Raw genomic sequence first — 22,079 nt, 5'->3', positions numbered from 1 at the left:
AACCGATGCGAGGATGCGCGCATGACGAATCTCCCCGATCCGGCAATCGACCGCAACCCGACGGCGCGCAATCGCGCCGCCTCGCGGAACGTCGCACGGGGGAGCGGGTCCGCCGGGCGGGCGTGCAAGCGGCAAGGAGGACAGGCATGGCACCGCGGATGATCTGGAAAGGCGCGATCAGCTTCGGGCTCGTTCACGTGCCCGTGCAGCTGTTTCCCGCGACGCGCACCGTGAAGCCGTCGTTCCGGCTGCTCGACAAGCGCTCGATGGATCCGGTCGGCTACCGGCAGATCAACAAGCGCACCGGCAAGGAAGTCACGCGCGAGGACATCGTGCGCGGCTACGAATACGAGAAGGAACGCTACGTCGTGCTGACCGACGACGAAATCCGCGCGGCGAACCCCGAATCGACGCAGACCGTCGACATCCTGACCTTCGTCGACGAGGACGCGGTGTCGTTCCTCTATCTCGACACGCCGTACTACCTCGTGCCGGACCGCAAGGGCGAGAAGGTCTATGCGCTGCTGCGCGATGCATTGAAGGACAGCGGCAAGATCGGCATCGCGCTGGTCGTGATGCGCGACCGACAGCATCTCGGCGCGCTGATTCCGGTCGGGCCGCTGCTCGCGCTCGACACGCTGCGCTGGCAGGAGGAGTTGCGGCCGCTCGACGAACTGTCGGTGCCGGCCGACGACGCGAAGGGCGCGGGCGTGACCGCGCGCGAGCTCGCCATGGCGAAGAAGCTGATCGACGACATGGCCGGCAAGTGGACGCCCGACGAGTATCACGACACGTTCCGCGACGACATCCTCGAGCTGGTCGAGCGCAAGGTGCGCGCGGGCAAGATCGAGGAGATCGAGGAACGGCCGGCGCAGACGAGCCGCGCGGCGACCAACGTGGTCGATTTGACCGAGTTGCTGAAGCGCAGCCTGAAGGGCGGCGGCGGAGCGCGTGCGGCGGATTTGCGCGACGCGGGCGACGACGAGGACGCGAATACGGAAGGGGCATCTTCGTCGTCGCGCGGCGGCGGGCGCCACAAACCGGCTTCGAAAACCGCGGCGAAGGGCGCGGCCACGAAAACCGCGGCGGCGAAACGGCCGGCCGCGAAACGTGCCGCGCACGGCGAGCATGCGGTGAAGAAAGCCACCGCGCGCCGCAAGCACGCCGCATGACGCCGCGCGAAGCGAGGTGATGCGATGCCCGGCAAGCTCGATCCCTATCGCCGCAAACGCCACTTCGGCGCGACGCCGGAACCGGAAGGCGCGCACGGGCGTCGGCGTACGGAGGCGGATGCGAAACCTGCCCGGCGCACGCGCGCGGGCACCGGCCATCCGCTGCGCTTCGTGATCCAGGAGCATCATGCGCGGCGCTTGCACTACGATTTCAGGCTCGAACTCGACGGCACGCTGAAGTCGTGGGCCGTGCCGAAGGGGCCGAGCTTCGATCCGTCGGTGAAGCGTCTCGCCGTGCATGTCGAGGATCATCCGCTCGAATATGCGTCGTTCGAAGGCGAGATTCCGGCCGGGCATTACGGCGCGGGGTCGGTCGTCGTATGGGACGAAGGCACGTGGACGCCCGACGGCGGCCTCGCGCAGGCACGCGACGGCTATCGCGCGGGCAAGCTCACGTTCCGGCTCGACGGCGAAAAGCTGCACGGCGGCTGGGCGCTCGTGCGCAGCGGGCGCCAGCAAGGGCGACTGGAGCAGTGGCTGCTGATCAAGGAGCGCGACGACGACGCGCGCGACGCGGACGAATTCGACGTCGTCGGCGAGCGGCCGGGGAGTGTGCATGATGGCGCGGCGTCTGCGGCGCGCGCGGATTCGGCCGACGGCGCGAAGCATGCGCGCCGGACGCCGCGCGGCCGCGGCGACAAGTCCGCGAAACGCGATGCACGTGGCGCGCGGCACGACGAACACGATGATCGTAAACGCCCGCCTGTCGATCCGTCCGGGATCGAAGGCGCGGTGCGCGCGCCGCTGCCCGAGCGCGTCGCGCCGCAACTCGCGACGCTGGTCGACGGCCCGCCCACGCAGGGCGACTGGCGCTACGAACTGAAGTTCGACGGCTACCGGATCCTCGCGCGTATCGCGGGCAAAGGCACACGCCGGCATGTGAAGCTGATGACGCGCGAAGGCCGCGACTGGACCGCGAAGCTGCGCGCGCAACGCGATGCGCTCGCCGCGCTCGCCGTCGACGACGCATGGCTCGACGGCGAGGCCGTCGTGCTCGGCGCGCACGGCCTCCCCGATTTCCAGGCGCTGCAGAACGCCCTCGGCGCGGGGCGCTCGGATGCGGTCGCGCTGTTCGTATTCGATTTGCCCTTCCTTGACGGTTACGACCTGCGCGACGCGCCGCTCACCGCACGCCGCGCGCTGCTCGAACCGCTGCTGGCCGACAGCGACCCCGCGCGACTGCGCTTTTCGCCCGATCTCGGCGACGACGTCGCGTCGCTGATCGCAAGCGCATGCGATACGGGCCTGGAAGGGCTGATCGGCAAGCGCGCGGACTCGCGCTATCGGGCCGGACGTTCGCCTGCGTGGATCAAGCTCAAATGCCGACGCCGGCAGGAGTTCGTGATCGGCGGCTATACCGAGCCGTCGGGCAGCCGCCACGGCTTCGGCGCGCTGCTGCTCGGCGTGCACGAACCGGCGCCGGCCGGCAAGCGGCGGCGCGGGCCGGCACCGCTGCGCTATGTCGGCCGGGTCGGCACCGGCTTCGACGCACGCATGCTCGACCGGCTTGCCGCGATCCTGCGCAAGCACGAGCGCGACACGCCGCCGTTCGATCCGCCGCCGCGCGAACGCTCGCGCACGCGCGTGCACTGGATCGAACCGACGCTCGTCGCCGAATGCGAATTCGCGGAGTGGACCGGCGACGGCATCGTGCGGCAGGCCGCGTTCGTCGCGCTGCGCGAAGACAAGCCGGCCACGCAGATCGTCCGCGAAGTGCCGAAACAGACGGAAAATGCAAAAACGGAGATGACGATGGATCGACAGCGAACCACGCACGACGACAAACATCCCCGCAAGCACGCGTCGCACGCGGCTCATGAAGCGAATGGCAGCGAACACCACGCGCGTTCACGGTCATCCACCCGCACGGCCGGCAACGATGTCGGCCCGGATCAGCTCGGCCGCGTGCGCATCACCCATCCCGACCGCGTGCTCGACCCGCAAAGCGGCACGCGCAAGATCGATCTCGCGCGCTACTGGCAATGGGTCGCGCCGTGGCTGTTGCCGGACCTGAAGGGGCGACCCGTGTCGCTCGTGCGTGCGCCCGGCGACATCGCCGGCGAGCTGTTCTTCCAGAAGCACGCGGAACGCCGCGAGATTCCGTTCGTCACGCAACATGCCGGGCTCGATCCGGGACACGGTCCGCTGCTGTCGCTCGACAGCGTCGACGCGCTGCTCGGCGCCGCGCAGATGGGCACGATCGAACTGCATACGTGGAACGCGCACGCGTCGAACATCGAGCGGCCCGACCGGATCGTGTTCGATCTCGATCCGGATCCCGCGCTGCCGTGGAGCGCGATGATCGAGGCCGCGCAACTCGTGCGCGGGCTGCTCGACGAACTGGGGCTCGCGTCGTTCTGCAAGACGAGCGGCGGCAAGGGGCTGCATGTGGTCGTGCCGATCACGCGACACCTCGGATGGGACGACGTGAAGGACTTCTCGCGCGCCGTCGCGCAACACGTCGCGAGCGCGCTGCCCGACCGTTTCACCGCGACGATGGGCCCGCGTCATCGTCGCGGCAAGATCTTCATCGATTACCTGCGCAACGGCCGCGGTGCGAGCACGATCGCGGCGTACTCGGCGCGTGCGCGGCCCGGGATGGGCGTGTCGGTGCCGCTGCGCTGGGACGAGGTGCCCGATACGACGGGCGGCGCGCAATGGACGATCGACACGCTGCACGAACGGCTCGACCGGCTCGAGCGCGATCCGTGGGAAGGCTACGACGAGACGCGGCAGCGCATCTCCGCGCAGATGCGCGCGCGGCTCGATGGGTCGTGACGTCGCCGGCGCGGTCAGCGCCGGCGCTGCTGCAGGCGGTAATACCAGTCCATCAGCGGCGTCGCGGAGATGCCGTGCGCGATCACCGACGCCGACACGACGGCCAGCACCGGCGCCGCCAGCGGGCGCACCGCGCTGGACGGTCCGTGTTCGAGCGCGAACAGCAGGTAATAGAACGAGCCGATTCCGCGTATCCCGAACCACGCCATCAGCCGTCGCTGCGCGTGGGTCGCGTGCGAGCCGGTCAGCGACAGCAGCACGGCGAGCGGCCGCACGGCCACGAACAGCACGAGGGCGAGCGCGATAGCGCCCCACGTCATGAGCGGCGCCGACAGCGTCGTGAGCACGCTGCCGATCATCGTCATGATGAGCGCCTCGGCGATCCGTTCGAGCTCGATCGTGAAGTCCAGCACCGATTCGGTCATGAACGCGTGCACCTTCTCCGGATGCTTCTCGGTCGCGACCACGTCTTCCGAATCGATCCGGCCGATCACTTCGCGCGGGCGCCGGTCGCCGCTCGCGCGATGCTCGACGCGGCGCATCGCGACGCCCGCGGCGAACGTCGCGATGAAACCGAACGTATTCGCGAGCTGCGCGGCGCCGAACGACAGCACGATCAGCGCGAGCGCGAAGAAGCCTTCGAAGCCGAGCGCCTGCGCGTGGCGGGTGCGCAGCCAGCCGATCGCCTTGGTGGCGGCCGCGCCGAGCACGCCGCCGATCGCGGCCGCGCCCGCGATGCCCCACAGCGCGGCCAGCGCGAATGCGCCCGTCAGCGCCGGCCGCGCGTGCGGCGTGTCGGCCGCGCCGCACAGCGCGAGGCCCGCGAGCGCGAACGGCAGTGCGATGCCGTCGTTCAGCCCGCCTTCGCCGGACAGCGCGAAGCGCACCAGGTCGCGGTCGCCGGGATCGTGCACCTGCACGTCGTGCGCGAGCACCGGGTCGGTCGGCGCGAGGATCGCCGCGAGCAGCAGCGCGGGACCCCAGCCGAGCCCGAGCGTCAGCACCGCGCAGCCGGCGAGCAGCGGCACGGTGACGCTCATCGCGAGCAGGCCGAGCCGGCAGGGCACGAGCCACAACGGGTCGGACAGCGGCACGCGCAGCCGCAGCCCGATCGCGAACAGCGACACCAGCAGCGCGACCTCGACGATCTCGCGCAACAGCGACGCGTCGCGTTCGATGTCGAGATGCAGGAGGCCGGCGCCGGACGGGCCGAGCGCGACGCCGAGCGCGAGATAGATCATCGCGCTGCTGCAGGGCAGGTGACGCAGCGCCGATGTCGCGACGCCCATGCCCATCAGCACCGCGCCGACGATCAGATACCACAGCGTTTCATGCATGCGTGCAGGCGGAGCAGGTCCATACGGAGCGGGCGGGGGGCGTCACGGCTTGCGGCCGAACGCCTCGCGCAGTTTCCGCTTCGCGCGTTCGAGCGTCGCGCGGCGTGTTTTCGGCAGGTTGCGGCCCGCGCGGTTCAGATAGAAGTTGAGCATCGACATCGCCGACTGGAACGGCGGCGCCTTGCGGCGGCGGCTGTGTTCGGCCGAGCGCTTGAGCGACGCCGCGATCTCGCCCGGGTCGTCGGACTTGAAGATCGCGGGTTCGATGTCCAGCGCATCGCTCTTTTTCATGACGTCGGCGGACCAGCGCTTGCGATGATGCGGATCGTTGCTGCGCGCGCGGCCGGGGCGGCGCGTCACGCGTTTGCCGTGCGGATGGGAAGCGGAAGCTGAAGGCATGACAGGGCTCCGTACGGGATCGGGATGGGCTGGTCGTGGAACGCGCAAATCGCGTGCCGCGCGTCGCCGACGGCACGTGCCTTGCTGAACCAGGGATGCAGGAAATTCCACGACAGCCATTCCATTGAGGGAGAACGTTCCATGAAGTCAGTATTCGAATCGAAATCTGCCGTGCGCCGGATCCTTGCGTGCGCGGCCGTCGCACTCGTCGCGGCCGCACCGGCCGCGTGGGCACAGAATTCGCAGCGTTCCGACGAGGGCACCGGCGCGCCGATCCTGTCGCCGCCGGACACGTCGGCGCAGGGCGCCGGCGACGGCATGTCGAACGGCAATACGGCGGCACCGCCGCCCGCGACCCGCATGCAGGAGCCGCGCGCCATGCGTTCGCACGCGCGCCCGCATGTGCGCACCAAGCCGGGCGGCCCGAGCGGCGCCGGCACTGGCGGCAGCGGCAGCACGGGCGGCTCCAATGGCGGCGGCAGCGCGGGGGCGGGCGCGACGGGCGCGGGCGGCGGCGCAGGCGGTACGGGCAGCGCGGGTTCCAGCGGCTATTGACGATCACGGTGTCGCGCCGGCGCGACCGGCGCGGTGCGATGGCGGGCGTCGGCCGCGGGGCCGGCACACCGCCACCACGCAGGAGGACATCATGCAATCGAATTCACGGATCTCGATCGACCACGACGAACTGGACACCGACGCGGTCGATACCGACGATCTCGATACGACGGTGCATCTCGACGTCGAGACCGGCAGGATCACGTTTCATGCGGCCTGGGCGCTGGCGTCCGATGCGCCGCCCGATACCGCGCGGCACGCCGTGGTGCTCGCACTCGACTGCGACACGATGGAGCGCTATGCGGATCTCGACGACGGCGCGCGGATGCGCGTGCACGCAATGCTGCACGATGCCGTGCAGGCCACGCTCGACACGCTGCCCGACGTCACCGAGGACCTGACGCTCACGGTCGAACTGACCGACGCGATGCTCGATGCGGCGCGTCACTTGCAGTGAGCGTGTCGGGCCGATAGCGACCCGCGCACCGGCGCGGCCTTGCATGACGGCGCCGGGCGGCTGTCGCCGCCAGTCGCATTACATCCTGTTGAAATCTTTGCAGACGCGGCACGGCGCGGCGTGACTCGGGCCCTCACGCGTCACGCGGCGGCGCGCATGCGTGAGGCCGCCCGGCGATTGCGGGTCGCGCCCCATCGACGCGATCGTGCGCGCGGCACGCAAATTGCTGCGCGACGGGCATGGCACGACGAGTGCCGCAACATCAACAGGGAGGCGCTCCATGATCGGCAAGTTGGACCATTGCAAGGTGGCGATACTCGCGGTCGACGGTTTCGAGGAAGCCGAGCTCGTCGAGCCGCAGCGCGCGCTCGAGGCCGAAGGCGCGCAGGTCGACGTGATTTCGCAGAAGCGCGGCGAGATCCAGGGCCTCAGGCACGTCGACAAGGGCGATCGCGTGAAGGTCGACCGGACGTTCGACGACGCGCGCGAAGGCGACTACGACGCGGTCGTGCTGCCAGGTGGCGTCGTCAACGGCGACGCGATCCGGATGCTGCCGGCCGCGCGCGAATTCGTGACGGCGGCAGTCGGTGCGGGCAAGCCGATCGCCGCGATCTGTCACGGCGGCTGGCTGCTCGTATCGTCCGGGCTGGTGGACGGCCGCACGATGACGAGCTGGCCGAGCCTGCAGGACGACATCCGCAACGCGGGCGGCAAGTGGGTCGACCAGGAGGTCGTGCGCGACGGCAACCTGATCACGAGCCGCAAGCCCGACGATCTGCCCGCATTCAACGGCGCGCTGGTGCAGTGTCTCGCGTCGCGGGGAGGCTGAGCGATGCCGGCCGATTCCGTCCATCACGTGACGCTGACCGACGCGCCGCCCGAGTTCGACGGTGCGGCGCTGCAGATGCGCTTCGTCGTCGAGGTCGACGGGAAGCCGCTCACGTGCGCGATCACGGTCGAGGCGCTCGAGGACCATTTCGGCGCGCGCTCCGCGCTCGAAGCGGACCTGCGCGACGCGTTCGAGCGCGGCCGTGCGCGCATCGAGGCCGCGTGCGAGGAAGTGCTCGCGGACGGCAAGGGCGGCGTGGAGCTGCACAGCGGCTATTTCCGCGTGCGCGACAAGGCGGCGGGCAAAACGGTGCGGGCCGGGTTGTTTCGCTCGAGGAAGTCGTGATCCGCGCGGCTGCGGAATGCCGGCGCGGGCCGGCCGGCGCACCGTGCGCGTGCTCGCTTACACGCCATTGAAAACTTTGCAGCGGCCATCACGCGGTTTGCGGTGACACATCGCGCCGCGCGCCGGTCGCGCACGGGGCGGCCGCGTCCCACAATCTGGCACGCTCCCTGCATGCTTCTGTCGTCGCCGGCGCACGTTTCGCGCCGTGCGTCGCCGCGATGCCGCCGCTGCATCGTGCGAAGCCTTCAACGGGGAAACAAGCATGCTGACCGCCCATGAATTTGCCGCGCTGTTCCTGGTGCATCGCGCACCGGAACAGATCGAGACCGACCGCGAGGACATCGTCGCGCTGGTCGAACGACAGTTGATCGTGATGTGCCCGGACGCATCGGGCACGAGCCGCCCGGCTTTGACCGCCGACGGGTTGACCGTCGTCCGGTGCGTGCAGCGGCACGATGGCCGCGACGCCGGCGATCTCGACGCGTGACACGCGATGCATGACACCCGCACGCGTGGCCGACGCGCGGTTCAGCGTGCGATCGCGACCGGCTCGTTGACCTGCACGACCGGTGTATCGCCGTCGAACGGCGGCGCGAACGGGAAGCGGTCGATCACGCCGGTCTCGAACAGCAGGCAGCAGGTCGAGCCGCCGTACTGGAAATAGCCGATCTCGTCGCCCTTGTCGACGCGCTGCCCCGGCACGACTTCGACGATGCAGGACGAGACGTCGCCCATGCCGACGAACACGGCCGCGACGGTTCCGATCCCGGGATCGTCGCAGTCGATCGCGACGATCGCGCGCGCGGCGACGGCCGTCATGTAGCCCTGCGAATCGTTGAGGCCGGCCGGGTCCGGGCCTTCCGCCTCGGCGACCGAATAGTAGGTGCCGTCGACCCGGTACGCATGCGTGACCGTGCCGCGCACCGGCGCGTGCCAGCGATGATAGTTGTACGCGCTCAGATACGCCTGATACAGATCGCCGCCGACGAACCGTTCGGCGAGCGGCAACCGCGCGGGCGTGAAGATGTCGCGCAGCGAGTAAGGCTGGCCCTTGACCCAGAACGTGTCGCGGATCTTCACGTTCGATGCGGTGTGATACGGCGCGGCTTCGCATGCGCTGACGATCACGTGCGCATCGTCCGGCGCCGCGACCGGCCGCGCGCCCGCGCGAAAGCGTCGCGTGAAGAAGTCGTTCCACGAGTCGAAGCCCCAGTGCGGCTGGTCCTCGCGATACTGGAACTGCGACAGGCCGAGGCGCTTGCGCGCTTCGTCGCAGAACCAGCCGTCGGGCGACGACGTGTCGAGATGCGCGCGCGAATGCGGGCCGCCGAGGAAATCGCACCACACGTTCAGCACCTGCTTCAGGTGCGCGTTGACCGCCGCGTCGCGAAACACCGCGTGGCCCGACGGCATGCACATCGGCCAGTCGAGGAACGCGTTCAGCGGGCACACGATCAGGCTCGTTTCGCTGAATGGCGGCGTGTAGGTCATCAGGTGATCGATCACCGTCATCAGTTCGCCGATCGATGTGTAGCCGAGCGTGCGGCCCGCTTCGTGTGCCTCGTCGATCGCGCGGGTCAGGCTCATGCGCAGCACCGCGTCGTCGTCGAACAGCCGCGCGAGTTCCTGCACGGCCGGCGTGCGCAGCCGTTCGCCCGCATGCGCGCGTGCGTCGTTCGCGATGCCCTCGCGGTATGCGGCCATGTGCGATTCCTCGCGGGCCATCCATTCGCCGAGGCGATGGCGCGTGGCGGGCGACGTGCTGGGATCGGTCGGCATGCTCACCTCCGGCAAGGATTGCGATACGAACGAAGCTAGCAAGGCGCTTGCCCGGTGCGCGGCACCGAAATTGCTGCGCTCGGCCGACGGATGCTTTCACCGACACAGGAGAGGACACATGAACGCAGCTTCGAATGTGCGACAGGCGAACGATGCGGCGTCGACCGACGAGCGCCGCAGCGGCGAACAGCGGACCGTGGCGCCGACCCGCACGCGGGCACGGGTGCGCGCGTCGACGTCACATAACGATGCGCGGCGGGCCGAACGCGGCGGCGGGAACGGCCCGGTGGCGCCGAGCCGCGGTCACGAGACCGGCGAGCCGCATTGGGAGGATGATGGCGGCGCGATGCCGCCGGAAGAGTGGTCGTGACTTCGAGCGCTTATTGCTGGCCCGCCGGCCGCTCGGGGCCATAGGTTCGATCGCGGGTAACCATGGATGCGGCGCCGATTTCTTCATTTCCATATTTCGAGTATTATCGAAAAATGGAAACGAACCAGACCATCGCTGCCCTGTCGGCCCTCGCGCACGAGTCGCGCCTCGCCGTATTCCGCGCGCTCGTTCAGGCCGGCCCGTCGGGCCTGCCTGCCGGGCAAATCGCGACGCTGCTCGACGTGCCGCCGTCGTCGCTGTCGTTTCATCTGAAGGAACTGGCCCACGCGCAACTCGTCACGAGCCGCCAGGAAGGCCGCTTCGTGTTCTATTGCGCGAACTTCGCGACGATGAACGCGCTGATCGGCTACCTGACCGAGAACTGCTGCGGCGGCAATCCGTGCGCGCCGGCCACCGCCTGTTCGACTTCCTGCTCCGACCCAACGTAAGCACACGTCCACGCACCCGCCGATGACCACCAACGTCCTGATCCTCTGCACCCACAACTCCGCCCGCAGCGTGCTCGCGGAGGGCATGCTCAATCACTGGGCCGCGAAACTCGGCCGCGACGTGCGCGCCTACAGCGCCGGCAGCGCGCCAAGCGGCCGGCTCAATCCGTTCGCGCTGGACGCGCTGACGCGCGCGGGCGTCGACGTCACCGGCTACCGCAGCAAGAGCTGGGACGAATTCGTCGGCGACGGCGCGCCGCGGATGCGCGTCGTCATCACGGTATGCGACAGCGCGGCCGCGGAGGCTTGCCCGTACTGGCCCGGCAGCCCGGTGAAAGTGCACTGGGGCTACGCCGATCCGTCGAACGCCGAGGGCGGCGATGCAGGCAAGCGGCTCGCGTTCGAACTGACGCGCGAGGCGATCGGTTACCGGATGCTGCAACTGCTGGCGTTGCCGCTCGACCGCTTGAGCGACGCCGAACTCCAGGCGGCGTTGATCGACATCTCGCGGAACTGAGCGCCCGCACGGGGCAGGCGCGAACTCGTGTGCCCCGTGCGTTTTTCCAGCATCGAATCCTGTCCGATGAATACGTCCAACACCATCCCGCCTTGCAATGCCGCCGCGAAGCCGGCGATCAACTTCTTCGAACGCTATCTGACGGTCTGGGTCGCGCTGTGCATCGTCGCCGGCATCGCACTCGGCCAGGTGCTGCCCGGCCTGTTCCAGCGGATCGGCCGCATCGAGTACGCGCAGGTGAACCTGCCGGTCGGGTTGCTGATCTGGGTGATGATCATCCCGATGCTCGTGAAGGTCGACTTCGGCGCGTTGCATGAAGTGCGGCAGCACGTGAAGGGGATCGGCGTCACGCTCGCCGTGAACTGGCTCGTCAAGCCGTTCTCGATGGCTTTCCTCGGCTGGCTGTTCATCCGCCAGCTGTTCGCGCCGATGCTGCCGGCGGACCAGCTCGACAGCTACGTCGCCGGCCTGATCCTGCTGGCCGCCGCGCCGTGCACGGCGATGGTGTTCGTGTGGAGCCGGCTCACGGGCGGCGATCCGCTGTTCACGCTGTCGCAGGTCGCGCTGAACGACAGCATCATGGTGATCGCGTTCGCGCCGCTGGTCGGGCTGCTGCTGGGGATGTCCGCGATTACCGTGCCGTGGGCGACGCTGCTCACGTCGGTGCTGCTCTACATCGTGATTCCGATGATCCTCGCGCAGCTCTGGCGCAAGCGGCTGCTGCGGAGCGGGCAGGCGGCGTTCGATGCCGCGATGGCGAGGATCGGCCCGTGGTCGATCGCCGCGCTGCTCGCGACGCTCGTGCTGCTGTTCGCGTTCCAGGGCGAGGCGATCCTCAAGCAGCCGCTGGTGATCGCGCTGCTCGCGGTGCCGATCCTGATCCAGGTGTTCTTCAACGCGGCGCTCGCATACTGGCTCAACCGCGCGGTGGGCGAGAAGCACAACGTCGCGTGCCCGTCCGCGCTGATCGGCGCATCCAATTTCTTCGAGCTCGCCGTCGCCGCCGCGATCAGCCTGTTCGGTTTTCACTCCGGCGCGGCGCTTGCGACCGTCGTCGGCGTGTTGATCGAGGTGCCGGTCATGCTGCTGGTGGTGCGCATCGTGAACCGGTCGAAGGGCTGGTACGAGCGCGCATGAGCCAACCACGGAATCCATTCATGACCGACCGATTGACCGACCTGCCGCAACTCGACCCCGAACTCTTCCGCGTGCCGGACGCGAGCCGCTTGCGGCCGGCGTCGCCGTCCACGCATCCGCCGCGTTTCCTGCTGCTGTACGGTTCGCTGCGCGAGCGTTCGTTCAGCCGCCTGCTGGTCGAGGAGGCCGAGCGCCTGCTCACGGCGATGGGTGCCGAGGTGCGCGTGTTCAATCCGAGCGGCCTGCCGTTGCCCGACGATGCGCCGGAGAGCCACCCGAAGGTCGTCGAGCTGCGCGAACTGGTGCTGTGGTCGGAAGGGATGGTGTGGTGCTCGCCGGAACGACACGGCGCGATGACCGGCATCATGAAGTCGCAGATCGACTGGATTCCGCTGTCGGTCGGCGCCGTGCGGCCGACGCAGGGCAAGACGCTCGCGGTGATGCAGGTCAGCGGCGGCTCGCAGTCGTTCAACGCGGTGAACCAGATGCGCGTGCTCGGGCGCTGGATGCGCATGCTGACGATCCCGAACCAGTCGTCGGTGGCGAAGGCGTTCATGGAATTCGACGAAGCGGGGCGGATGAAGCCGTCGGCCTATTTCGATCGCGTGGTCGACGTGATGGAGGAACTGGTGAAGTTCACGCTGCTGACGCGCGACATCGGTCCGTATCTGGTCGACCGGTACAGCGAGCGCAAGGAGAGAGCGGAGGCATTGTCGAAGCGGGTGAATCAGCGGGCGATTTGAAGTCGCGGTGTGTGCGTCGTCTCGCGAGTCGCAATCGATACCGGCAGCGCCGCGAGCATGATCCATACCGATCCGGACAGACTCAATCCCGAACGCGTGCCGCGACGAGCACCGCAACCGGCAACGCGGCCAGACAGCGATCGAGCCGAATCACGCCGCCCGGCGCAGCGACTTCGCTTCCGTCGCTCAGCCAGTCGATCCACCGCTCGCCGGCGGCGCGCGGCACGACCACGGCCGTATCGCCCCATTCCCGTGGTTCCACGCGCGGCAGCGCCGGCGCTTCGCCGAGCAGCCGGCACGCGAGCCGCGTCACCGCGACCACGACCGTCGCCGCTTCGTCGCAGCGCGCGAACGCCACCGCATGCCGCCCGAGTTTTCCGCGCACGCGCAGCGGCACGTACGCGCCGTCCGCGAACGTGGTCGGCCAGCGCGCGCGCAACGCGAGCATCCGCTCGACGAGCGCGCGCTTCACCCGCGCGTCGGGCCAGTCGCGCAGGTACGCGGCGACCGGCTCGTCGACCCGCTCGGCCGCCAGCTTCGCAAACGGCACGTCGCGCCGGTTGTCCGGATCGACGAGCGAGTGATCCCATGACTCGGTACCTTGATACAGGTCGGGCACGCCCGGCGACGCCATCCGCAACGCCGCCTGCGCGAGACTGTTGACGACGCCGGCCGGCGCGAGCCGCGCGACGAACGCATGCAGGCGATGCACGAAATCGCCCGTGCCGTGCGGCGTCAGGATCGCGCGGACGAACGTCTCGCAAGCGCACTCGTAGTCCGCGTCCGGCGCGAGCCAGTCCGTGTGCCGTTTCGCCTCGCGCAACGCCTTCGTCTGCCATCGCACCACGCGCTCCGTGAGCGCCGCGAGTCCGCCTGCATCGTCCGGTGCCAGCCCCGGCGGCCAGCAGCCGCCGAGCGTCTGGTACAGCATCGCCTCCGCGGAAGGCCCGGGCGTCCAGGCAAGATCGCGATGTGCGCCGCCGCGCCGAGGCTGGTTCAACGCGGACCAGTCGAGCGACACCGTGCGCCACAGGTCCGGCACTTCGCTCAACACCGCGAGCCGCGCGCGCGCATCTTCGCCGCGCTTGTGATCGTGCGTCGCCGTCGCGACGAGCGTATGCGGCACGGTGCGCGCGCGTCGCCGGTTGCGTGCATGGAACGCGCCGCGCGACAGGCTGAACTCGCCGGCATCGGCGCCGACCTCGTTGCGCGACAGCAGCCGTCCGTAACGATAGTTGGCCGTGTCCTCGACGCCCTTCGCGGCAAGCGGCGCGGTGAGCTGCGCGAACGCGACACGCGCCGCGTGCAGCGCGGCGGCATCCGCGCGCGGCACGCGCGTGCCGGGCAGCCCGAGCCAGCCGGCGACGCGATCGAGCGCATAGCGGTCGGACGGATCGATCGCCGCGCACGCCGCGTCGTACGCGCGCGCCAGCACGCGGCGATCGGAGGCGGTCGCCTCTTCGCCGAGGGTCGGGTACATCCGGTACACGGGCAGATGCACGGCGAGCTCGCCCAGCACCCGATGGATCGCAATCCTGCTGATGTCGCGCGTCGCGGGTGCGGCGCGGGCGACACGGTGCAACGCCCGCGCGACGCGTTCATGCTCGCCCGCAAGCTGCCGAGTCAGCACGCGCCGCTTGCCGGCCACCGCTTCCCGAGCGAACGAGCGCGTCGATCCCGACACGGCTGCCCAGTGCGCGGCGAGCGGCGCGGCGCCGGCCGGGTCGTGCAGCAGCGCGGCGACGTCGTTCATGAAGTCGTAGCCGGTCGTGCCGTCGACGCGCCAGTCCTCGCGCAGCGTCTCGCCCGGCGCGAGGATCTTCTCGACGACGACATACGGCCGCTCGTCGCGCTGCGCGGTGAGCCGCGCATGCAGGCGCCGGCAGTACGCACGCGGGTCGGCGAGGCCGTCGACGTGATCGACGCGCAGGCCGTCGATGAAGCCGGCCGCATGCAGCTCCAAGGGCAGCGCGTGCACCGCGTCGAACACCGCGTCGTCTTCGACGCGCACGGCCGCGAGCGTCGCGATGTCGAAGAAGCGCCGCCAGTTCAGTTCGTCGGCGGCCGTGCGCCACCATGCGAGCCGGTAATGCTGGCGTTCGAGCAGCCGGTGCAGGCACGCGCGCGAGCGCGCGCGGCGCGGATCGGCGCCGCGCAGGATCGCGTCGAACGCATGCGGGCCGTGGGTGGCGGCATAGTCGCGCAGCGCCGTGTGCGCATCCGCGAGGCGCGCGCTGCCGCGTATCGCCGCGGCAGCGAAACGTTCGGCGAGGGCGTTCAGGTCCGCACGATTGGTGATGCGCAGGATTTCCGCATAAGTGGCGGTGGCGACCGGCAACTTCCTGCCCGGGCATGCGATGAAAAAGCATCCGGCCGAAGGATCGGCGCCCAGCGTGATGTCGCCTGCCGCGAGCGCGTCGCCGTACGGCGCGCCGAGGCAGGGTAGCAGCACCTTGCCGTCGAGTGCCGCATCGGGCGGATGCCAGTCGATGTCGAAGTAGTGCGCGTACGGGCTGGCCGGCCCCCATTCGAGCACGTCGTTCCACCAGCCGTTCGATGCGCCGCCGACGCCCATGTGGTTCGGCACGATATCGACGATCACGCCGAGGCCGCGCGCACGCAGCGCGTCGACGAGGCGGCGGAAGCCGGCTTCGCCGCCGAGTTCCGCGTTGATCGCGCGATGGTCGACGGTGTCGTAGCCGTGCGTCGAGCCGGGCTCGGCCGTCGTGATCGGCGACAGGTACAGGTGGCTCACGCCGAGCCGCGCGAAATAGTCCGCGTGCGCGGCCGCGTCGTCGAACGTGAAGCCTGCATGCAGTTGCAACCGGAGGGTCGCGCGCGGGGTCATGCATCGTCCTCCGGTGCGTCGCGCGCGCGCTCGATCGCCGCGATGCGTGTGCGCACGTCGGCGTCGAACAGCGCGTCGACCGTGCGCGGCAGCCGGCGCAGCCAGTTCGGATGGCCGCATGGCGGGCCGGGCAGGTTCGGCTGTTCGGGCAGTGCGAGCAGATCCTCGAGCGGCACGATCGCGAGCGGCGACGGGCTGCGCGCGACGTACGCGAGGACGGCGCCGACGGGCGGCGCATCGGCGGGCGGGATCAGATCGCTCGCCGGTGCGCAGCCCGCGTGCTGCAACGCGCGCCACAGCATCGCACGGTCGGTGGCACGTTCGGCCCGGGCGGCCGCGAGGTGCAGGGCGGGCGACGGTGTGCTCTGCGTGGAGGGCGCGCCGTGGCTGTCATCCGTGGCCGGCGTATCGTCACGCATGACCGGATCGTTCCGTTCGTCGCGGCCCGAGCCGTGTGCGGCCGCGGCGCGACCGATGTCGTCGCCGGCATCGCGTGCACGCGCGACGCGCTGCAGGTGGCCGCTTCGGTCCGCCGCGCCTGCATGCTTGGACGCATCGGCATCGGCCACGACCCGCCGCCATTCGAGATCGACACCACGCCACCAGCCGGCCACGGTCGGCAGATCATGCGTCGACGTCATCGCGATCGTGTCGCGATCCCACGCCGACGGCGGCCGAAACGCACGATTGGCTTCACGTTCGAACCACAGCACGCGCATCCCCGCGATACCCTGCTCGCCGAGCCGCTCGCGGAATCCTTCCGGCACCGTGCCGAGATCCTCGCCGATCGCGACCGCGCGATGCCGTGCCGCCTCCAGCGCGACGAGCCGCACGAGATCGTCGAACGGGTAGCGCAGGTACGCGCCGTCGCGCGGCGACCGGCCCTCCGGCACGATCCACATCCGCGCGAAGCCGAGCACGTGATCGATGCGGATCCCGCCCGCATGCGCGAAGGCCGCGCGCAGCAGCTCGACGAACGGCGCGAAGCCGTTCGCGCGCAGCGCGGCGGGCGTCCACGTCGTCACGCCCCATGCCTGGCCGTCCGCATTGAACAGGTCGGGCGGCGCGCCGACCGACACGCCGCGCAGCAACGTCGCGCCGTGCGCCCACGCATCGCTGCCGGCCTGATCGGAGCCGACCGCGAGATCGGCGATCAGCCCGATCGTCATCCCCGCATCGCGCGCCGCATGCTGTGCGTTGCCGAGCGCGTCCGACGCGCACCATTGCAGGAACGTATGGAACGCGATCGTCTCGGCATGCGCATGCGCGAAGGCGTCGACCTCGGACGACGCCGGCGTCCGCCACTGCGCGGGCCATTGCCGCCAGTCCGCGCCGATCCCGTGTTCGATGCAGAACGCCTGCAGCGCGTCGAAGCGCGCATGCGCGTCGAGCGCCGCGCCGCCCGCCGCGCGGAACCGCTCGAACGCGTCGCGCGACGGCTCGCCGTTCGCGCGCCACGCGTCGAAGCACGCGCGCAGCCGGCGCAGCTTCAGCGGCAGCACGTGCGGCCAGTCGATCAGCGGCGTGTCGCCCGCGTTGGCGATGTCCGGCGCCGCACCGCGCATTCGCCGCACGATGTCGGCCCCCGGCACCGCATCGCAGTCGAGATACGCGACGTTGTGCCAGCGCCGCGACGACGGCGAATACGGACTGTCGCGTTCGGGCAGCGCCGGATACCCGGCATGCGTCGGACTGATCGCGACCGCGTGCGCGCCGTGGCGCGCCGCGCGCGTGGCGAGACCGGCGAGCGCGGTGTAGTCGCCCGCGCCGTCGTCGCCCGTGCGGCGCAGGCTGTAAATCTGAGCCGCGATGCCCCAGCGACGCTGCGCGTCCGGCGCGCCGTCGTGGGCATCGAACGGCCGCGTCCGCGGCGGCGCGATCGCAAGGCCGATCCGCTGCTCGCCGATGTCGAGCGCGTGATAACCGGGCAGCGCGAGCGGCGGCAGCGTGCCGTGTTCGCCCGCGCCGGTCACGTGCCCGTCGACGTGTCCGCCCGATTCGAGTGAAATCCGGAAGCGCGCGCCGGGCGGTGCGACACCGCGCGGCAGCGTGAGCGGCACGCCGGCGTCGCCGGTCACGACGCGCGGCGTCGCGTCGTGCGCGTCGGCGAGCGCCGCCGCGCTGTCGACCCGCTCGATCGGCGTGCCGCACGGCCAGCCGAGCGCATCGACGAGCGCGATGAGCGCGTCGTCGTCCACTCGCCGGGCGACGCCGCCCGAATCGATCCAGTCGGGCTCCAGCCCGGCCGAGCGCGCGAGTTCGGCGATCGCGACGTCGGTCGTCATGGCCGCGTATGCCCGTTCGAGCGGTGGCTCAGCGCATCGTGGTTCACCGCGCCGTCGCGCCACGCGATGCAGGTGCGCGCGGGCAGCCGCGCGTCGGCCAGCCGGTCGCGCGCGCGCGGCGGCGTCTCGAACACGATCTTGCCGACCGGCAGCGCGGGCAGCATCGCGTCGTGCGAGCCGGGATTGAACGCGATCGTCAGCGTGCTGCCGTCGCCGAGCCGCCAGCGTGCGACGAGCGCCTCCGCGGCGCCGTCGCCGTTGCAGGCGAGCAGTTCGACACCGAGCGCGCGGGCGCCCGGCAGGTGCGGCGTCACGAGCGCCGCGCGCACGGTCAGCGCGCTGCGATAGAAGCGCCGCCACGCGTCGGCGTCGGGCCATGCGTCCTCGCCGGCATGGCCGGGCGACGAGCGCACGAAGGTGCCGACGTCGTTCGGATCGGGAATCGCGTCGCGATGCGCGGGATCGGCGAACGCGGGAAACGCGGCGAACTCGCGGCGCCGGCCTTCGCGCACGGCGTCGGCGAGCGCGCCGCGATAGTCGGTGAAGAACTGGAACGGCTGCGTGCTGCCGTCTTCCTCGCCCATGAACAGCAGCGGAATTTGCGGCGCGAGCAGCATCAGGGCGGTGGCGGCGCGCACCGCGTCGTCGTTCGCGAGCGCGCGCAGCCGTTCGCCGAACGCGCGGTTGCCGATCTGATCGTGATTCTGCAGGAACGTGACGAACGCGGTCGGCGGCAAATGCGCGCTCGACTCGCCGCGCGGCGCGCCGCCGTGCAGCGGCGATGGCTCGCCCTGGTACGCGAACCCTTCGCCGAGCGTGCGCGCGAGATGGCGCAGCGGCGCATCGGCGTACGCGCGGTAATAGCCGTCGCGCTCGCCGGTCAGCAGCACGTGCGCGCTGTTGTGGAAATCGTCGTTCCACTGCGCGTCGAAGCCGTCGGGCCCGAGCAGGCTCGCCGCATTGCGTTCGTTCTCGAGCACCAGGTGCACGTGACGCGCGTCACCCGCATACGCACGCACGCGGTGCGCGAGCGTGAGCAGCCACGCGTCGTCGTCGATCGCATGCGCGGCGTCGATGCGCAGGCCGTCGAAACGGAATTCGTCGAGCCAGTACAGCGCGTTGTCGATGAAGAACGCGCTCGTCTGCGCGCGCGAGAAGTCGATCGCGGGCCCCCATGCGGTCTGCCGGTCCGTGCGGAAGAATTCCGGCGCATAGCGCGGCAGCAGGTTGCCCTCGGGGCCGAAATGGTTGTACACGACGTCGAGCAACACCTGGAGCCCGAGCCCGTGCGCCGCGTCGACGAGCGCCTTCAGTTCCTCGGGCCGTCCGTACGACGCGTCGGGTGCGAACGGCAGCACGCCGTCGTACCCCCAGTTGCGCGTACCGGGAAACGCGTTGACGGGCATCAGCTCGATCGCGGTCACGCCGAGCGCGGCGATTTCCCGCAGGCGCCGCTCGACGTTCGCATAGCCGCCGCACGCGCCGACGTGCAGTTCGTACAGCACCGTCTCGTGCCAAGGCCGGCCGCACCACGCGTCGTTGCGCCAGCGGTACGCGGCCGGATCGACGACCTGGCTCGGGCCATGCACGCCGTCGGGCTGAAAGCGCGACGCGGGATCGGGCACAGCGAGGCCGTCATCGAGCAGGAAGCGGTACAACGTGCCGGGGCCATACGGCGCGACGACCTCGAACCAGCCGTCGCCGGCGGCCGGCATCGGGATTCGCTGCTCGCCATGCAGTTCGACCGTGGCCGTGCGGCTCGCGGGCGCCCACAGGCGAAAGCGCGTGTGCGTAGCGTCGATACAGGTCGCGCCGAACGACGACGCGAACGCGTGCGTGCCGGGCGGAGGGGCGGTACGTGACGTCATGGCGGTACCTCACGAGGGCGGGGATGGCGGCACGGCCGCGACCGCGATCACGGCGGCGTGCGCGGCGACGTCGAGGCCGGCCTCCGGCCACGAGCGCGGGCCGGCGTCGGGTGTCGCGGTGTCGAGCAGCACGCGGTAGTCGAGCACCGGCGCGGGCAGCTTGAACGTAATGGCATGGGTCGACGCATTCAGCATCACGAGCAGCGCCTCGGTGCGCCCGGTGCGGCCCGTGCCGACCCGGCGCATCGTCAGCGCGCGGCGCTCGCCGTCCTCCCACGCAGGCACGCTCATCGCGCCGCCGCGTTCGTCGAACCAGTCGATCTCGTGCATGCCGGGCGCGCCGTCGCGGTCGCCCGACGGATAGCGCGGCGCGGACATCACCGGATACATGCGCCGCAGCGCGGCGAGCCGCGACACGAAGCGCATCATCTGCTCGCCTTCGTCGCTGCGCGCAAGCTCCCAGTCGAGCCACGACAGTTCGTTATCCTGGCAATACGCATTGTTGTTGCCATGCTGCGTGCGGCCGAATTCGTCGCCGGCGACGATCATCGGCGTGCCGAGCGCGGTGAACAGCGTCGCGAGCATCGAGCGCGCGACGCGCGCGCGCAGGTCGCGGATCGACGCGTCGTCGGTCGCGCCTTCGACGCCCCAGTTCGCGCTGCAGTTGTCGTCGCGGCCGTCGCGGTTGTCCTCGCCGTTCGCGTCGTTGTGCTTGTGCGCATACGACACGAGATCGGCGAGCGTGAAGCCGTCGTGCGCGGTGACGAAGTTCACCGACGCCCACGTATGGCGCCGTTGATGATTGAACAGGTCGGCCGACCCCGCGAGGCGCGCGGCGAGTTCGGGGCGCTGCCTGGCGTCGCCGCGCCAGAAGCGTCGCACGGTGTCGCGAAAGCGGTCGTTCCATTCGGCGAAGCCGGGCGGGTGGCGGCCGAGCTGATAGCCGCCGGGCCCGAGGTCCCACGGCTCGGTGATCAGCTTGCGCTGCGCGAGCACCGGGTCCTGCCGCAGCGCGTCGAAGAACCCCGCGCCCGGCTCGAAGCCGTGATCCTCGCGGCCGAGCGTCACGCCGAGATCGAAACGGAAGCCGTCGATGTTGAACGCGGTGGCCCAGTAGCGCAGCGAGTCCATCACCATCTGCACGACGCGCGGGTGCGACATGTTCAAGGTATTGCCGCAGCCGGTCTCGTCGACGTGGTAACGCGGGTCGTCCGGCCGCAGCCGGTAGTAGCTCGCGTTGTCGAGGCCGCGCCACGACAGCGTCGGGCCGAGCTCGTTACCTTCGCACGTGTGGTTGTAGACGACGTCGAGCACGACCTCGATGCCGGCCGCATGCAGCTGCCGGATCGCGATGCGCATTTCGTCGAGCCGCCGCGTCGACAGATACGACGGCTCCGGCGCGAAGAACGCGGCCGTGTCGTAGCCCCAGTAGTTGCGCAGCCCGCGGTTCACGAGCGCGCGCTGTTGCAGGAACGCGTGCACGGGCAGCAGCTCCACCGTGGTCACGCCGATCGACAGCAGGTGATCGATGAACGCCGGATGCGCGAGCGACGCGAAGGTGCCGCGTTCCGGCGCACGCAGCCCGGCGCGCCGCATCGACGCGCCGCGCACGTGGGCCTCGTAGATCACGGTGCTGCGCCACGGCACGTCCGGGCGCCGGTCGGTGCGCCAGTCGAACGCCTCGTCGACGACCACGGCCTTCGGCATCGCGGGCGCCGAGTCGCGGCGGTCCATCGACAGGTCCGCGCGGTTCGAATGCACGCGATAGCCGAATAGCGCGTCGGACCAGCGGAAATGACCGACCAGCTTGCGTGCGTACGGGTCGAGCAGCAGCTTGGTCGGATTGAAGCGATGGCCATGCTGCGGCTGGTACGGCCCGTCCGCGCGAAAGCCGTACACGGTGCCCGGATGCGCGTTCGGCAGGTAGCCGTGCCACACCTCGTCGGTGCATTCGGGCAGGTCGAGCCGCGCGAGTTCCTTGCGGCCGGTCGGATCGAACACGCACAGCTGGATGCGCTGCGCATGCGCGGAAAACACCGCGAAGTTGGTGCCGAGACCGTCCCAGGTCGCACCGAGCGGATAGGCGCGGCCGGGATCGAGTCGGGATGGCAAGGCGGTCGGCATGGGGTGGGTCTCCGTGTCGAGGTCGCC

Annotated in this window: 19 protein-coding genes; 12 read left to right on the top strand and 7 right to left on the bottom strand. The window is 70.3% G+C overall.

Translation table 11 applies throughout. The features are described 5' to 3' along the window. Positions 1–146: 146 nt before the first annotated feature. The gene (ku, locus tag ACV22V_RS10550) at positions 147–1,172 is read left to right on the top strand and encodes a non-homologous end joining protein Ku (protein WP_448013765.1); all 1,026 of its coding nucleotides are present in this window, start codon (positions 147–149) and stop codon (positions 1,170–1,172) included. Positions 1,173–1,196: 24 nt separating this feature from the next. Continuing rightward, on the top strand, positions 1,197–4,010 hold the full coding sequence (ligD, locus tag ACV22V_RS10545) for a DNA ligase D (RefSeq protein ID WP_448013764.1): 2,814 nt from the start codon (positions 1,197–1,199) through the stop codon (positions 4,008–4,010). 14 nt (positions 4,011–4,024) lie between these two features. Here ligD and ACV22V_RS10540 read toward each other — a convergent pair whose 3' ends face one another. Together ACV22V_RS10540 and ACV22V_RS10535 are read right to left on the bottom strand one after the other, a co-directional pair. After that, on the bottom strand, positions 4,025–5,347 hold the full coding sequence (locus tag ACV22V_RS10540) for a cation:proton antiporter (RefSeq protein WP_059692908.1): 1,323 nt from the start codon (positions 5,345–5,347) through the stop codon (positions 4,025–4,027). 42 nt (positions 5,348–5,389) lie between these two features. Continuing rightward, entirely contained in the window at positions 5,390–5,746 is a 357-nt protein-coding gene (locus tag ACV22V_RS10535; protein ID WP_059536961.1) for a DUF3175 domain-containing protein, read from the bottom strand. A 141-nt stretch (positions 5,747–5,887) separates the two neighbouring features. Between ACV22V_RS10535 and ACV22V_RS10530 the strand changes: the two genes are divergently transcribed. The 5 genes from ACV22V_RS10530 to ACV22V_RS10510 all read left to right on the top strand — a co-directional run bounded on the left by ACV22V_RS10530 (position 5,888) and on the right by ACV22V_RS10510 (position 8,419). Then, positions 5,888–6,301: a hypothetical protein gene (locus ACV22V_RS10530; protein WP_448013763.1), complete on the top strand. Its 414-nt coding sequence runs from the start codon at positions 5,888–5,890 to the stop codon at positions 6,299–6,301. A 91-nt stretch (positions 6,302–6,392) separates the two neighbouring features. Then, a complete protein-coding gene (locus ACV22V_RS10525) occupies positions 6,393–6,758 on the top strand; it encodes a DUF3022 domain-containing protein (RefSeq protein WP_448013762.1) in 366 nt (121 codons plus the stop codon). Positions 6,759–7,038: 280 nt separating this feature from the next. Then, the gene (locus ACV22V_RS10520; protein WP_059700812.1) at positions 7,039–7,587 is read left to right on the top strand and encodes a type 1 glutamine amidotransferase domain-containing protein; all 549 of its coding nucleotides are present in this window, start codon (positions 7,039–7,041) and stop codon (positions 7,585–7,587) included. 3 nt (positions 7,588–7,590) lie between these two features. Further along, positions 7,591–7,932: a DUF1488 domain-containing protein gene (locus tag ACV22V_RS10515; RefSeq protein WP_448013761.1), complete on the top strand. Its 342-nt coding sequence runs from the start codon at positions 7,591–7,593 to the stop codon at positions 7,930–7,932. A 262-nt stretch (positions 7,933–8,194) separates the two neighbouring features. Then, positions 8,195–8,419: a hypothetical protein gene (locus ACV22V_RS10510; RefSeq protein WP_059700813.1), complete on the top strand. Its 225-nt coding sequence runs from the start codon at positions 8,195–8,197 to the stop codon at positions 8,417–8,419. A 41-nt stretch (positions 8,420–8,460) separates the two neighbouring features. Here the strand turns inward: ACV22V_RS10510 and ACV22V_RS10505 are convergent, their stop codons facing one another. After that, positions 8,461–9,711, bottom strand: a complete 1,251-nt coding sequence (locus ACV22V_RS10505) for a phosphatidylserine decarboxylase family protein (protein ID WP_448013760.1) — start codon at positions 9,709–9,711, stop codon at positions 8,461–8,463. Here ACV22V_RS10505 and ACV22V_RS10500 point away from each other — a divergent pair. The 5 genes from ACV22V_RS10500 (at position 9,710) to arsH (ending at position 12,927) form a co-directional block, all read left to right on the top strand. Further along, the gene (locus ACV22V_RS10500) at positions 9,710–10,081 is read left to right on the top strand and encodes a hypothetical protein (RefSeq protein ID WP_448013759.1); all 372 of its coding nucleotides are present in this window, start codon (positions 9,710–9,712) and stop codon (positions 10,079–10,081) included. The genes ACV22V_RS10505 and ACV22V_RS10500 overlap by 2 nt on opposite strands. Positions 10,082–10,194: 113 nt before the next feature. After that, on the top strand, positions 10,195–10,530 hold the full coding sequence (locus ACV22V_RS10495; protein ID WP_448013758.1) for an ArsR/SmtB family transcription factor: 336 nt from the start codon (positions 10,195–10,197) through the stop codon (positions 10,528–10,530). A 22-nt stretch (positions 10,531–10,552) separates the two neighbouring features. Further along, positions 10,553–11,047 (top strand): arsenate reductase ArsC, encoded by a 495-nt coding sequence (locus ACV22V_RS10490; protein WP_448013757.1) that lies wholly within the window; start codon positions 10,553–10,555, stop codon positions 11,045–11,047. Positions 11,048–11,113: 66 nt separating this feature from the next. Next, complete coding sequence (gene arsB / locus ACV22V_RS10485; protein WP_448013756.1) at positions 11,114–12,184, top strand: ACR3 family arsenite efflux transporter; 1,071 nt, start codon at positions 11,114–11,116, stop codon at positions 12,182–12,184. Positions 12,185–12,204: 20 nt separating this feature from the next. Beyond that, positions 12,205–12,927: an arsenical resistance protein ArsH gene (gene arsH / locus ACV22V_RS10480; RefSeq protein WP_448013755.1), complete on the top strand. Its 723-nt coding sequence runs from the start codon at positions 12,205–12,207 to the stop codon at positions 12,925–12,927. A gap of 82 nt (positions 12,928–13,009) precedes the next feature. On the opposite strand, the gene treY is transcribed toward arsH, so the two are convergent. The 4 genes from treY to glgX are packed head-to-tail and all read right to left on the bottom strand — an operon-like array spanning position 13,010 to position 22,052. After that, positions 13,010–15,775 carry a malto-oligosyltrehalose synthase gene (gene treY, locus ACV22V_RS10475; RefSeq protein ID WP_448013754.1) on the bottom strand — a complete coding sequence of 922 codons (2,766 nt, stop codon included), beginning with the start codon at positions 15,773–15,775 and terminating at the stop codon, positions 13,010–13,012. Continuing rightward, a complete protein-coding gene (gene malQ / locus ACV22V_RS10470; RefSeq protein WP_448013753.1) occupies positions 15,772–18,060 on the bottom strand; it encodes a 4-alpha-glucanotransferase in 2,289 nt (762 codons plus the stop codon). Before malQ ends, treY begins: the two co-directional genes overlap by 4 nt. Beyond that, the gene (gene treZ, locus ACV22V_RS10465) at positions 18,057–19,928 is read right to left on the bottom strand and encodes a malto-oligosyltrehalose trehalohydrolase (protein WP_448013752.1); all 1,872 of its coding nucleotides are present in this window, start codon (positions 19,926–19,928) and stop codon (positions 18,057–18,059) included. The genes malQ and treZ overlap by 4 nt, the downstream gene beginning before the upstream one ends. Positions 19,929–19,937: 9 nt before the next feature. Beyond that, positions 19,938–22,052: a glycogen debranching protein GlgX gene (gene glgX, locus ACV22V_RS10460; protein WP_448013751.1), complete on the bottom strand. Its 2,115-nt coding sequence runs from the start codon at positions 22,050–22,052 to the stop codon at positions 19,938–19,940. Positions 22,053–22,079: the final 27 nt, after the last annotated feature.

This window comes from Burkholderia sp. AW33-5, assembly GCF_053427615.1.
This window is presented reverse-complemented; position numbering and strand designations above follow the sequence as displayed.

Coding starts and splice junctions, on each gene's coding strand:
- ACV22V_RS10535 (WP_059536961.1), bottom strand. CDS start 5,746: ATGCCTTCAGCTTCCGCTTCCCATCCGCACGGCAAACGCGTGACGCGC.
- malQ (WP_448013753.1), bottom strand. CDS start 18,060: ATGACGACCGACGTCGCGATCGCCGAACTCGCGCGCTCGGCCGGGCTG.
- ACV22V_RS10495 (WP_448013758.1), top strand. CDS start 10,195: ATGGAAACGAACCAGACCATCGCTGCCCTGTCGGCCCTCGCGCACGAG.
- ACV22V_RS10515 (WP_448013761.1), top strand. CDS start 7,591: ATGCCGGCCGATTCCGTCCATCACGTGACGCTGACCGACGCGCCGCCC.
- treZ (WP_448013752.1), bottom strand. CDS start 19,928: ATGACGTCACGTACCGCCCCTCCGCCCGGCACGCACGCGTTCGCGTCG.
- ku (WP_448013765.1), top strand. CDS start 147: ATGGCACCGCGGATGATCTGGAAAGGCGCGATCAGCTTCGGGCTCGTT.
- ACV22V_RS10520 (WP_059700812.1), top strand. CDS start 7,039: ATGATCGGCAAGTTGGACCATTGCAAGGTGGCGATACTCGCGGTCGAC.
- arsH (WP_448013755.1), top strand. CDS start 12,205: ATGACCGACCGATTGACCGACCTGCCGCAACTCGACCCCGAACTCTTC.
- ACV22V_RS10490 (WP_448013757.1), top strand. CDS start 10,553: ATGACCACCAACGTCCTGATCCTCTGCACCCACAACTCCGCCCGCAGC.
- glgX (WP_448013751.1), bottom strand. CDS start 22,052: ATGCCGACCGCCTTGCCATCCCGACTCGATCCCGGCCGCGCCTATCCG.
- ACV22V_RS10500 (WP_448013759.1), top strand. CDS start 9,710: ATGCTCACCTCCGGCAAGGATTGCGATACGAACGAAGCTAGCAAGGCG.
- ACV22V_RS10510 (WP_059700813.1), top strand. CDS start 8,195: ATGCTGACCGCCCATGAATTTGCCGCGCTGTTCCTGGTGCATCGCGCA.
- ACV22V_RS10530 (WP_448013763.1), top strand. CDS start 5,888: ATGAAGTCAGTATTCGAATCGAAATCTGCCGTGCGCCGGATCCTTGCG.
- arsB (WP_448013756.1), top strand. CDS start 11,114: ATGAATACGTCCAACACCATCCCGCCTTGCAATGCCGCCGCGAAGCCG.
- ACV22V_RS10505 (WP_448013760.1), bottom strand. CDS start 9,711: ATGCCGACCGATCCCAGCACGTCGCCCGCCACGCGCCATCGCCTCGGC.
- treY (WP_448013754.1), bottom strand. CDS start 15,775: ATGACCCCGCGCGCGACCCTCCGGTTGCAACTGCATGCAGGCTTCACG.
- ACV22V_RS10540 (WP_059692908.1), bottom strand. CDS start 5,347: ATGCATGAAACGCTGTGGTATCTGATCGTCGGCGCGGTGCTGATGGGC.
- ligD (WP_448013764.1), top strand. CDS start 1,197: ATGCCCGGCAAGCTCGATCCCTATCGCCGCAAACGCCACTTCGGCGCG.
- ACV22V_RS10525 (WP_448013762.1), top strand. CDS start 6,393: ATGCAATCGAATTCACGGATCTCGATCGACCACGACGAACTGGACACC.